Raw genomic sequence first — 12,099 nt, 5'->3', positions numbered from 1 at the left:
ATATGTGCCTGTAATTCACAGATGAGCCAAGCAAATGCGCGACACCAACCGGCTTGCGGAGATCGAAACCCTGCTGAGCGTCATAGCGGAGGGCAGTTTCTCTGCCGCCGCGCGGATGCGTGGGATGACACCCTCGGCGGTTTCCAAGATGATGGCCCGGCTCGAAGATCGGTTGGGCGTGACACTACTGAAACGCTCTACCCGACAGGTCCATGTGACCGAGGAAGGCGCGCGCTTCGCGCGGCAGGGCCAGGCGATCCTGGAGGCGCTCGATGCGGCAGAGCACGAGGCAAGCTGCGGCCGGATAGCGGGCGCGGTGCGTATCGCCACCAGCGCCGCCTATGCCAATCATATCCTGGCGCCGATCCTTGGCGGGCTGTTGCGCGCCCATCCGGAGATCCGCATCGACCTGGTGATCGGCGATAATGTCAGCGATCTTTACGGCCAGCCGATCGATCTGGCAGTGCGGGCCGGGCCGCTTGAGGACTCGAGCCTCATGGCCCGTCACCTGGGCCGAAGCGAGATTGTCGAGGTCATGGCTTCCCCCAAAGGCGATGACGCGCCGCCCTCATTCCGGATCGGCTTTTCCTATGCCCGCCGCGACATGACATGGCGGGGTGGAACATCGCGCCTGCAGGCCAATGACGGGGCGACCATCGCAGCCCTTGTAGCCGCAGGCGCGGGCACCGCACGTGTCGGCCGCTTTACCATCGCCCGTGAACTGGTATCCCGAGAGGTCGTCTTGTGCAACCCGCGTGCCGAACCGGTTTTCGAGGATTTTCACCTGCTTTACGTAGGCAGGTCCATGACGCTTCCGCGTCGGGTTCAGGCCGTGCTGGACTATCTCGCCAAACATGGCCGGGTCGATTGAATCAGAGCCTAATGAATATCGGCAGGTAGGCCGGCGCCATGTAAGGCCCGGCCCATTTAGCGGTCACTCGTCAGGTCTTTGTGTCGCTGTGGGGCACCCCGTCGAAGCTGCCGTTGGAGCATCCTGTAGCACTGCACGAACATGAACGACGACAGTGTGGATTTTGTTTCCGTCAGTCGATCCCTGAATGGCCGGTTCCGGCAGTTCATGAGAGCGCTCGATCCTGCCCCACCATTATTGGGTGCCAGGCCCCTCAGTCTCGGACCAGAAAGTTGCTCCACGCACTTGAAGCACACATCATCATCCGAACAGATGCGTCATGTGTTTCAGGGCCAGCCGATAGACCGGAAATGGGGCTTTCGACACCCAGACAGTGTCCATCCTCACATTTCCATTCAGCCTCATACGCAGCAGCGTATAAAACAAAAATATCTGCCGCAGCGCATATTTACATCATATGCGCCTGAGCGTATTATCCTTTCATGGCAGACTTGGCGCGAACCCCGAGACAGATCGGCACTATCATCCAGCGAGCGCGCAAGAAGCGCTGCTGGACCCAGAGCGACCTGGCCGCACGTGCAGGACTGCGGCAGGCGACGATCTCGACCATAGAGACGGCCGAGAAGCCGGCAAAGCTGGAGTCTATCCTCGCTGTTCTCGCCGCCCTCGATATGGAGTTTCAAATCGCACCTCGCTCACAGGGCGACAAGACAGAAATCGAGGATCTGTTCTGATGGGCCGGCGCCCGGCCTGGCAGCCTTTGCGCGTCTACCTGAACAACCGCGAGGTCGGCACACTGAGCCGCGAGGGCAACGGCGCGACCCGGTTTTCTTATCATGATGACTGGCTAGCCTGGGAGAATGCGATCCCGGTCTCGCTCTCCCTGCCACTGCGCGAAACACCCTGGTACGGCGCGCCGGTTCTGCGATTTTCGAAAACCTTCTACCGGATTCTGACCGGGTCCGCCGACTTGTCGCCGAAAAGGTCGGCGCCCGCGGCACGGATGCCTACAGCCTCCTCTCCGTGATCGGCCGTGACTGCGTAGGGGCCTTACAGTTCATTGCCGGCGAAGACGAGATCCCCGACAGCACCGGTCGGCTGGTAGGCGAGCCGGTCAATGAAGCTGCCATCGAGAAACTGCTGCGAGGGCTCGGCCAAGCACCGCTTGGCTTGTCGCGCGATGACGATTTCCGGATATCGGTAGCTGGCGCGCAAGAGAAGACCGCCCTCCTCCGGCATGATGGCCAGTGGAAAAAGCCGCACGGCACCACGCCGACAACCCATATTTTCAAGACACAGATCGGCCGGTTACCCGGTGGGATAGATCTGTCCGACAGCGTCGAGAACGAATTCTACTGCTTGAAGCTTGCCGAGGCGTTCGGACTGCCGGCCAACCAGGCCAGTATGGAGACATTTGGTGAAACCCGTGCCCTGGTGGTCGAACGTTTCGATCGTCTCTGGGCCCGTGACGGCCGCCTCCTTCGGTTGCCCCAGGAGGACTGCTGCCAGGCACTTTCCGTCCCACCGACGTTGAAGTACCAAAGTGACGGCGGCCCGCGGATGGCGGACATCCTCGGCCTGCTTCAGGGCAGCGACCGGCCTGTCGAGGATCAGGACACCTTCCTGAAAGCACAGATCATCTTCTGGCTGATCCGCGCTACGGATGGGCATGCGAAGAATTTCAGTCTCTGGCTCAGTCCGGGTGGCAGGTACCGCATGACACCACTCTACGACATCGTTACAGCGCAGCCGGCTCTCGATGCCCGGCAGATCGAGCAAAAGCAGATGAAGATGGCAATGTCCGTCGGCGACAGCCGCCACTACCACTTCGACAAGATCCTGGGGCGGCATTTCGTGCAGACTGCTGTACGGGGTGGAATATCCCGCTCACGGGCGATTACCCTCCTTGAGGAGGTCCTCGAACGCCTTCCGCGGGCTCTGGAGGCTGCTACTGGCAGCCTTCCGCGCGGGTTCCCCGACACAGTGGTGCAGAGTGTTTCAGGCGCGGCCATCGCGCGCAGCAGGCGCCTTCTGACACTCGGGACATAGAGATTGTCGGCCGCGCAACATTGGAGGACGTTAACAGGAATATGTCGACACAGACCGAAAAGATCGGCACATCGCGATGACATGTCAATAAGATAGACATAAGCCCCGGATATCCACCGCCCTCCGTGCAAGCCGTATGCGAGGCCCATATATGATCCGTCCCGCTGGGGAGGCCCCTCTAGCTTGGCACCCTCGAACCTCTCGGCAGGCAACCGGCCCATGGACGAAGCCGCTTGCGCTGCAATGGCGCATGTGGCTGGCATTCCGTGATGATCTGACCGTGGTGCGTTTGGGGATTGGCGTTTCTGGCTGACGATTGAGGCCTTCTCAATCGACAGACAGGAGGCTCCCATGACAGAGGAGAGAGCAACCCGCTGCGCGCGCGGATGATCGAGGACATGCGCGTCCGCGGGATGGGTAACAAGGCCCAGAAAGTGCAGATCAGCCCGATCTCGCCGCGCCAGCTGAACCGGGCCCCAAATATGCCCCTCAATCAAAACGCTCAGGACGGAAACTCTCCAGCATCGGGTGGCGGATTGACAGGCCCATTTCCTCGGCAAGCATCTCGCCCGCGATCAGGCCAAGTGTTGCACCACTGTGACTGAAGGCGACGTGGCAGCCTGGAAGCGCCGAAAGCTCTCCGAAAACCGGCTCGCCATCGCCGGGAATGGGTTTCGGACCAAGGTGAACACCTGCGACTTCGAGTTCGGGTATCGGGTTCAGAACCTTGCGAGCCTCGTCCAGCAGGCCGGTAACGGTTTCAGGACGAGCCTCGAAACTGCCATCCTCATGCACAACGACCTCTTCTTCCGACCAAGCTGAATCGAGAAAGAACGCCCCGTTCGGTGTCGGCCGGATCGCAACACGCGGGGTATTCAGAACCGCACGCAGCGGATGGGCCACGGGCCGGGTCTCGACCAGCAGGGCGATGGGACTGGCGTCGCCGATCGTGATCCCGTGACTGGCCAGCATCGCAGGCACCGAAGGGCCCGTCGCCAGCAGCACCGCGTCACCGGTGAACTCCCGGCCATCCGCGGCCCGTGCCCCGGTCGCCCTGCCCTCGGAAACGATCAACTCCGCCTTACCGGAATCGGTTACGATCCTGCCGCCAGCCGAGAGAAGCTCTTTCGCCAAAAGCCCGATCAGTGAGGGCAGATCGACCCAGCCCTCATTCGCGTTCAGGATCGCACCGGGCGCGGTCACGGCGTCGCCATTGACCCCTGCAATACGTTCCACGACCTCGCCCCCCGACAGGAGTTCCGACTGGTAGCCCAGATCACGCTCGTAGCGATAAACAGCCGCGATCTCGTTGCTCTCATCCGCCGCGTCCCATGTCAGCCCGCCACCGAAACTGATCCAGTTCGCACCGGGATGGCGATCCGCGAGACAGCGATAGCGGTCAATCCCCGCCAACCGCAACCGATGATAAGGCAGTAAACGGCGGCGGGCGCTGTTCAGCCAGGCAAGCGACCGGCCCGATGCGCCCGAGCCCAGGGGGCCATCGTTCAGCAGCGTGACCGAGACGCCCATGCGGGCCAGATGAGCAGCAGTGGATACGCCGAATATACCTCCGCCAATAATAACGGCGGATTCAATGGTCAGGGCGGCCGGTTGCATGGTGGTTCTCCTGTGATCTTGGTAATTCTTCGGATGCTAACGGGGCGCGCTCAGGTCGTGACCAGCTCCCATCCTCCGCTTTCGGCCGCGCGGGTCAGGGCCTCGGTCGTGGCGGCATTGCATATCGCATCCGCAGGGCCGTTGAGCGGGGGTTCGCCGCTGCGGATCGCGCGGGAGAATTCCTCGGCCTGCAATTGGTACTGGTTGGCGGGCGGAAGAATTTCGACCTGCCTGCCCTTGCCCAACAGGTCCGAACCGTCATCGATGATCAGCCTTGCCGCGTGATCGGGCGGGCAATTGAACGGCGCATCGAAGAGCATATAGCCCTCTGCACCGAGAATGGTCATCTGCTGCGCCAATGCGGATTGGGTTGCGACGGTAAAGCTTAAATGCGTACCATCGGGGAAACGGATCATGCCACTGGTCAGCCGGTCGGTGCCGAACTCCGGATCGCGATCCATCACGGCACAAACCGCCTCGGGCTCGGAGCCGAACAGCCAGCGACCCGCCCGGACCGCGTAGCAGCCGATATCGTATAGCCCGCCGCCGCCGATATCGGGTTTGTTGCGGACATTTTCGGGATCGGTATTGGAATAGCTGAACAGCACCTGGATCGCCGAGGGCTTGCCAATCCGACCCTCGCGCAGCAGATCGCGTGCTCGCACCCATTGCGGATGATGGCAGATCATGAACGCTTCGGCCACCTGTCGTCCGGCGACCGACGCCGCCTCGGCGACTTGCCTTGCCTCTGCCTCGGTCATGGCCAGCGGTTTCTCGCACAGCACATGCTTTCCCGCCTTCAATGCCTGTATCGTAACGGGCACATGCAGGTGATTGGGCAGTGGATTGTACACTGCGTCGATCTCGGGATCGGCCAGCAGTTCATCATAACTGCCATAGGCACTCCCGATCCCGAACTGACGGGCCACAGTCTCGGCGCGATCGTTCTGCCGGGAAGCGATGGCCGTCAGCTCGCAATTTGACGCGGCGTTCAGCGCTGGAAGCATCGCCTTGATGCCGATTCCAGCAGTACTGAGTACGCCCCAGCGGATGGGTTCCATATCGATTTCTCCAGGTTTCACGTGACTACAGGACTTCGGCGAAGAATTTCTTCAGCCGTTCGGTGCGTGGAGCCGTGAAAAGCTGCTCGGGCGGACCGGCCTCCACGACCTGGCCTTCATCCATGAAAACGATCCGGTCGGCAACATGACGGGCAAAGCCCATTTCATGCGTAACGACCACCATTGTCATGCCCCGACGGCCCAGATCGGCCATCAGGTTCAGCACACCCTTGACCAGTTCGGGATCGAGCGCACTGGTGACTTCATCGAACAGCACGACCTCCGGCTCCATCGCCAGGGCGCGGGCGATGGCGACACGTTGCTGCTGCCCGCCCGACAGATTGCTGGGCCGATGATCGCCACGCCCCTGCAGCCCCACCTCCGCCAACCGGGCATCGGCGATCCGACGCGCCTCGTCACGCCCGATCCCCTTGATCTTGGTCAAGGCCAGCATGATATTCTCGCGGGCGGTGTGATCCGGGAAAAGATTGAAATGCTGGAACACCATGCCGATCCGGGCACGCAGCTTTTCGGGCTTCATCAGGCGGATATCCTCGCCATCCAGCTTCATCACCCCGGCATTGCTTTCCACCAGCCGGTTGAGGCTGCGCAGCAAAGTCGATTTCCCCGAACCTGATGGCCCGATGACACAGGTCACGGTGCCCTTGGGAACCTCGAGATCGATCCCCCTCAGCACCTCAAGGGCGCCATAGCTCAGACGCAGCCCTTTAATCGACAGGCTGCCGCCGTTGAACCGCGTTGTCTCGCGTTCCTGCGACACGGCGGTATTCAATTCTTCGACTTCCTCCAGCCCGCTGGACGGCTGAGCGCGAGAGATGCGCTTGCCTGTGCGCAGCCGCTGGTCAATATAGTTGACCAGATGGGTCAGCGGCACGGTGATGACCAGATAGAAGATCCCGGCCAACAGCAGGGGCGACAGATTCCCGGTGACCACGGCAGCATCCTGCCCCACCCGGAAAATTTCACGTTCGGAGACCAGCAGACCAAGGAAGTAGATCAGACTGGAATCCTTCACATTGGAGATGAACTGATTCACCATGGCAGGAAGAACCCGGCGGATCCCCTGTGGCACGACGATCAGCCGCATTCCTTCGCTGTAGCTCATGGACAGAGCGCGGCAGGCCTCCATCTGGCCGGAGGGGACGCTTTGAATCCCGGCGCGAAAGATCTCGCCCATATAGGCGCCCGCAATCAGGCTGAGCGCCAGAATACCCAGTGGATAGGGCGAGGGTCCGAAAATCTCGCGACCGATCCCGGCGAAGCCCTGCCCGATCAGCAAAATGGTCACGATGGCCGGCAGACCCCGGAAAATATCGGTATAAACCCGTGCCGGCCACCGCAGCCACGCCGCACGCGAAATACCCATGACCGCCAGTATGACACCGATCATGATCCCGATCACCGTCGAGAAAGCTGCCAGAATAAGCGTGTTTTTCAGACCGACCGTCAGCATGATCGGCAGGATTTCGGCCATGGCATCCCAGTCAAGGAACGTCCGACGAAGATTCTCCAGCCACATGAGAAGACCCTTTCAGAAAGATCGCGCCTGCATTCGCATCACGACATGAATCTCACCCCACCAGCTGCCGGTATGGTCGCGGCAACCGATGACGTGATTGCCCAGGATTACTCTTTCGGGAGATATTGCTCGGGCATCGGGGAGCCCGGGAACCATTTCTGGTAAAGGTCGCGCCAGACGCCTTCCTGCATCGCATCATGCATCGCCTTGTTCAACGCTTCGCGCAAGGCGTCATTGCCCGGCTTGACCGCAAAACCCGCCGGCGCATCGAAAGACGGGATATTCGCCTTGATTTTCAGTTCTTCATAACGCTCGCCATAATCCTTGGCAGCCTCGTAATCGAGGAAATGCGCATCTACAGTGCCATTGTTCAGCGCAGCCACCCCGGTATTGTTGTCGGGGAATTGGACGATCGCGGCCTCTGGGAAGTTCTTCTTGGCATACATCTCCTGCAAGGTGCCCTGAACGACACCCAATCGTTTACCTCCCAGACTGGACGTATCCTCGGTAATCGCCTCATCACCCGACAGCACCGAAAGATACCCCGCCAGGTAGCCATCCGAGAAATCAACAACCTCCTCGCGCTGCTCGGTGATCCCGACAGCCGCAGCGGCAATGTCGAAACGGCCATTTGCCACCGACGGCAGCAAGGCTGCGAATTCCTGACCGGTGAACTGGATCTGATCCTCGGCGAAGCCGACCCGGCCCAACACCTCCTTCAGGAACTCGATATCGAATCCGGTGAATTCCCCCGTCGCAGTGGTGAACGCGTAGGGCTTTGCATCCCCCAAAGTCCCGACACTGACCATCCCTGCCTGAATCAGGTTATAGGGATTGTCCTCATCGGCCTGCGCGCCTGCGATCGTTCCTCCGAACGCCAGCAATGCACATGCCGCCAGCGACGCGAAGCGCGTTGTCATCCCATGAAACATTCCAATTCCTCCCCTTTTTCTCCGATCGACCGTCGATACATTCGGAATCGATCAAATCTTGATTGATACCGGTATCAATCGTAGTGAGACCGGTATCAATCTGTCAAGATATCACCTATTATTTATTTCACACCAACTGTATTGGCATCGAAACGACAAGATCAGGCAATTGATTATGAACAGGAAAAAAAACTCGATAACGGTTGCGGACGTGGCGCGGGCAGCAAATGTATCCAAAGCCACGGCGGCTCGAGTGTTGGGCGGGTATGGCGTGGCCAGCGAATCAACCCGCCGGTCAGTCATCGAAGCGGCGGATCGCCTGGGGTATCAACCCAACGAATTGGCCCGATCCATGAGCACCGGACGAACCGGGTTGATCGGCGTAGTTGTCGGCGATATCGAAAACGCCTTCTTCAGCCGGGCGGTTCGCGGCATCAGCGATACTGCGCGCGCTGCGGGCCTGAATGTCGTCATCGCGAATTCCGGCGAAAGACCCGAGCAGGAACGCGAAATGGTCTCGGTTCTACTGCGCCAGCGGGTGGCGGGCCTGATCGTTGCGCCAACCGATGACCGGGATGTTCGTCACCTGAAGGATGCGATCAAGGCGGGAACGCCGGTTGTCACGCTGGATCGCTGGGTGCCCGATCTCGGCGCCGATGGTGTATGCGGGGGAGATCATGCTGCTGCAACCGAAGTGATGGAGCATCTGTTGGTCAACGGTCACAGACGCATCGCCTATGTGACCGCGGTCGATCTGACGGACGGACGACTTTCCGACCTGTCGGATATCCCCATCTCCGCCGTACGTGAAAGGGTGCGCGGCTTCATGGATGCCATGCACGGGACGGGCATTGCCAATTCCGCCACATTTGTGCGTGGCGGAGCTGTAGACAGCCGCTCGATTGACGGCATCATCGACGGGCTGCTGACGGATGAACAGCGATTCACCGCGATACTTGCATCCGACAGCCTTATTGGCGCCGAAATCTACCGCTCGCTTTCAGCGCGCGGAATACGGCTGCCCAAGGACATGTCGCTCGTCTCCTGGTTCGATGCGGACTGGACGCGCGTCACCTCGCCTCCGGTTTCGATCATCGACCAGCCGACATATCTATTCGGTCAAACCGCCGTCAAACGATTGATCGCTCGTTTGGAAGGCCAGGCGATACCTCCAGATCAGATCGTGATCCCGACACCATTCATCGCTCGCGGCTCCACGGGTAAATCTCGAACGACAGGTTGACCCTGAACCGAACGGCTTCCGGTTGAACAAGACGCCATGTTCGCCACTGCGCGGCCTTATATCGGCGCCACCGATCCACGGATGATTAACTTGGTCGCGAATCTGCGATGCTGCGGCTCCGACATGTCCCCTTCGATCCGCTTCAACAGGATTTCTGCAGCCAGCGGCCCGATTTTGCTGATCGGCTGCGCGACAACGGTAATCTGGGGATCTATGAACGTGGCAAGGTCGAAATCGTCGAAACCGACCAGAGATACTGATGCTCCTCCACTAGATTTGTCCACCGTTATGTCTAGGAAAACGGAAGATCAGAAATGGCGAACAAGCGTCACAAACCCGAAGAAATTATCACAAAGTTGCGGCAGGTTGAGATCTTGGCCGGCCAAGGAATGTCGCGTGTCGATGCGATCCGTGAAGTTCGCATTCTCTGCCTGGGCGACCTATGCGCTCGCCGGTCTTGCCATGGCCTATCTTTGCTATCGGCGCAACCTGCCGCTGACGATCCGCTCCAGCCTGACGCCGCTTTTCGGCCGCAGCCTTTCGGGGCTGCTGGGACACGCCATCGACATCGTGGCCGTCGTCGCCACGGTATTGGGCGTTGCGCAGACCCTGGGCTTTGGCGTCGAACAATTCGTTGCCGGGATGAACCGCATCATACCGGGCGCTTGGATGCTCGACGATTCCGACAAGGCAACCCCCGCGGCGGTAACGCTGGCCCTTCTGATCATCATGGCTGCCTCGACCCTGTCCGCCGTGTCGGGCGTTGGCAAGGGGATCAAATGGCTGTCGAACCTGAACATGGGCCTGAGTTTCTTTCTTCCGGTCTTCTTCCTGCTGTTCGGCTCGACATTCTTCGGACTGCACACGCTGTTCTACGGGCTGATGCAATATATTATCCAGCTCCCGGAACTGGTCTTTACGGTCTGGCGTCCGGACGGGACCTCTGTCGGTGACGCATTGGCACAATGGCAAGGTGACTGGTCCGTATTCTATTGGGCCTGGTGGATTGCTTTCGCACCTTTTGTCGGCCTGTTCCTGGCCCGTGTATCGCGTGGACGCAGCATCAGGGAATATGTCCTGGGTGCGACGGTCATGCCGGCGATGATGTGTTTCGTGTGGTTTGCGCTGGTCGGCGGCACCGCGATCGACCTGACACTGAACGGCGGCGCTGGAGGCGCAATCAGCAACGCCGGGCAGGAATCGCAACTATTCGCGATGATCGACTTCATGCTGCCTCCGCAAATCGCCTGGTTCATGGCAATCGTCATCGTGATGCTGCTTCTGACATTTCTGGTGACGACGGCGGACTCTGCCATCCTGATCATCAACACGATCAATTCCGCAGGCGACGAAAGCCCCCGTGGCAGGATCCATATCATCTTCTGGGGTATTGCGCTGACATTGGTGGTCGCCGCTCTGCTGATGGTCGGCGGCCTCGAAGCGATCAAGACGGCCATGGTCATAGGAGCCTTGCCCTTCAGCCTGGTGATGGTGTTGATGGGATTATCGCCTGTTAAGGCGATCATCCGCGATACCCGGCGCGAGATGAACGGCATTCCCTCAACCTATCCGGTCGGGCTGCGCCCCGGCGAATGAAACTGACGATCCACGATCCAGGCTGCCGGCCGCCCTCCAGGGGCGGCCGCTGTCATTTCATCCGCATCTTTCCGGGCCGTGATGCTCTCTATGAGCCATCTCCATCCGGCACGTCCGGATCGTCCTGGTATGCCTCTTGCTCCAGCCATTGCCAGAATGCCTCAACCTGCGGAAGGCGGACGGCATTGGTCCGGCGCAGGGCGTAAAACGCCTCGGCGCTCGGTATTCTTTGCTGGAAGGGTGCGATCAACGTGCCACGATTGAACAGATGACCGTTCAGTTCGCTGCGGGCGAGCGCGAAACCCATGCCGTTCTCGGCCATTGCCAGGGCCGAAATCAGCGTGTCGAACTGAAGTCCGGAGGAAGGATCGACACCGGTGATCCCGCATTCGCGCAGCCAGTATCCCCAGCCCTCACCATAGCCGATGACATGCAGCATCCCATGTCGTGTCAGTGCCTCTTCAACCGATGCACCCGCAAGTTCCTCCGCCACCCATGGTGCACAGACCGGCATCAGGGTATCGCGTGTCAGTCTCATGGCTGTCAGGCCATCCCAGAGCCCGTTTCCGTAACGCACCTCGATATCGGCTTCCTTGCGTTCACGTTCCTCGACCCAGATGTTCGAGCTGAAACGCAGAACGATGTCGGGATAGTTTGCTCTGAATCTCCGCAACCGTGGTGCGAGCCAGTTGACGAGGAAAACCAGGTTGATACGAAGCGTCAGCTCGCGGATACGACCGCTTCCGAAGATCTCTTCCGTGGCAACGGCCATCCGATCTATGCCGTCGCGGACGGCAGGCAAATAGGCGCGCCCCGCTTCGGTCAAGGCAACTCCTCGCGGCAGACGCTTGAACAGCTCGACGCCCAAATGAGCCTCAAGCCCACGAATCTGCTGGCTGATCGCGGCTTGGGTCAGGCTCAGTTCATCGGCCGCGATCGTGAAGCTCATGTGCCGGGCGGCGACTTCGAAGGCACGCAGCCAGTTCAGCGGCGGCAAGCGTTTACGTTTCTCTTTGGTCTTTCTTGTCATCGCGGCATATCGGCGTGAGGTGGTGGGGCCTGATTCATCCGAAATACCATAAGCTAAAAAGGCCCATGGGTCCGGGCTGTTTGCGCACAAGGAATCGACATTCGCGACAAGCGGGTCAGTTTGACCGTCTCGAACCGCGATCCTGCCCCCGAGGCATAAA

General features: G+C 60.0%; 10 protein-coding genes and 2 pseudogenes. 6 read left to right on the top strand and 6 right to left on the bottom strand.

The window, feature by feature from the left end:
* Nucleotides 1-34 precede the first annotated feature (34 nt).
* The 4 genes and pseudogenes from A7A09_RS10535 (at nt 35) to A7A09_RS10525 (ending at nt 2,920) form a co-directional block, all read left to right on the top strand.
* On the top strand, nt 35-871 hold the full coding sequence (locus tag A7A09_RS10535) for a LysR family transcriptional regulator (RefSeq protein WP_106691379.1): 837 nt from the start codon (nt 35-37) through the stop codon (nt 869-871).
* Between the two features lie 482 nt (nt 872-1,353).
* Nucleotides 1,354-1,605 carry a helix-turn-helix domain-containing protein gene (locus tag A7A09_RS10530; RefSeq protein ID WP_106691378.1) on the top strand — a complete coding sequence of 84 codons (252 nt, stop codon included), beginning with the start codon at nt 1,354-1,356 and terminating at the stop codon, nt 1,603-1,605.
* Nucleotides 1,605-1,870 (top strand): annotated as a pseudogene (locus A7A09_RS21465) (HipA N-terminal domain-containing protein); the annotation flags it as partial. The gene A7A09_RS10530 and the pseudogene A7A09_RS21465, both read left to right, overlap by 1 nt.
* Before the next feature lie 24 nt (nt 1,871-1,894).
* Nucleotides 1,895-2,920 (top strand): HipA domain-containing protein, encoded by a 1,026-nt coding sequence (locus A7A09_RS10525; RefSeq protein WP_366465910.1) that lies wholly within the window; start codon nt 1,895-1,897, stop codon nt 2,918-2,920.
* Nucleotides 2,921-3,409: 489 nt separating this feature from the next.
* Here A7A09_RS10525 and A7A09_RS10515 read toward each other — a convergent pair whose 3' ends face one another.
* From A7A09_RS10515 to A7A09_RS10500, 4 genes are all read right to left on the bottom strand, one after another.
* A complete protein-coding gene (locus A7A09_RS10515; RefSeq protein ID WP_106691377.1) occupies nt 3,410-4,537 on the bottom strand; it encodes an NAD(P)/FAD-dependent oxidoreductase in 1,128 nt (375 codons plus the stop codon).
* Nucleotides 4,538-4,587: 50 nt separating this feature from the next.
* The gene (locus A7A09_RS10510; protein WP_106691376.1) at nt 4,588-5,598 is read right to left on the bottom strand and encodes a Gfo/Idh/MocA family protein; all 1,011 of its coding nucleotides are present in this window, start codon (nt 5,596-5,598) and stop codon (nt 4,588-4,590) included.
* Nucleotides 5,599-5,623: 25 nt separating this feature from the next.
* Nucleotides 5,624-7,138, bottom strand: a complete 1,515-nt coding sequence (locus A7A09_RS22085) for an amino acid ABC transporter permease/ATP-binding protein (protein ID WP_106691375.1) — start codon at nt 7,136-7,138, stop codon at nt 5,624-5,626.
* A 107-nt stretch (nt 7,139-7,245) separates the two neighbouring features.
* Entirely contained in the window at nt 7,246-8,070 is an 825-nt protein-coding gene (locus A7A09_RS10500) for an ABC transporter substrate-binding protein (RefSeq protein ID WP_106691374.1), read from the bottom strand.
* Between the two features lie 58 nt (nt 8,071-8,128).
* On the opposite strand from A7A09_RS10500, the gene A7A09_RS10495 reads away from it, so the two are divergent.
* Complete coding sequence (locus A7A09_RS10495) at nt 8,129-9,313, top strand: LacI family DNA-binding transcriptional regulator (RefSeq protein ID WP_211341101.1); 1,185 nt, start codon at nt 8,129-8,131, stop codon at nt 9,311-9,313.
* Nucleotides 9,314-9,369: 56 nt separating this feature from the next.
* Here A7A09_RS10495 and A7A09_RS10490 read toward each other — a convergent pair whose 3' ends face one another.
* Complete coding sequence (locus A7A09_RS10490; RefSeq protein ID WP_245999274.1) at nt 9,370-9,597, bottom strand: substrate-binding domain-containing protein; 228 nt, start codon at nt 9,595-9,597, stop codon at nt 9,370-9,372.
* A gap of 133 nt (nt 9,598-9,730) precedes the next feature.
* Between A7A09_RS10490 and A7A09_RS10485 the strand changes: the two are divergent.
* Nucleotides 9,731-10,909: pseudogene (locus tag A7A09_RS10485) on the top strand (BCCT family transporter); the annotation flags it as partial.
* A gap of 88 nt (nt 10,910-10,997) precedes the next feature.
* On the opposite strand, the gene A7A09_RS10480 reads toward A7A09_RS10485, so the two are convergent.
* The gene (locus A7A09_RS10480; protein WP_106691370.1) at nt 10,998-11,939 is read right to left on the bottom strand and encodes a LysR substrate-binding domain-containing protein; all 942 of its coding nucleotides are present in this window, start codon (nt 11,937-11,939) and stop codon (nt 10,998-11,000) included.
* Nucleotides 11,940-12,099 lie beyond the last annotated feature (160 nt).

This window comes from Paracoccus methylarcula (genome assembly GCF_003007735.2).
Classification (GTDB): domain Bacteria; phylum Pseudomonadota; class Alphaproteobacteria; order Rhodobacterales; family Rhodobacteraceae; genus Paracoccus; species Paracoccus methylarcula.
Note: the sequence above shows the minus strand (reverse complement) of the source record. Positions and strands in the feature narration are given on the sequence as shown.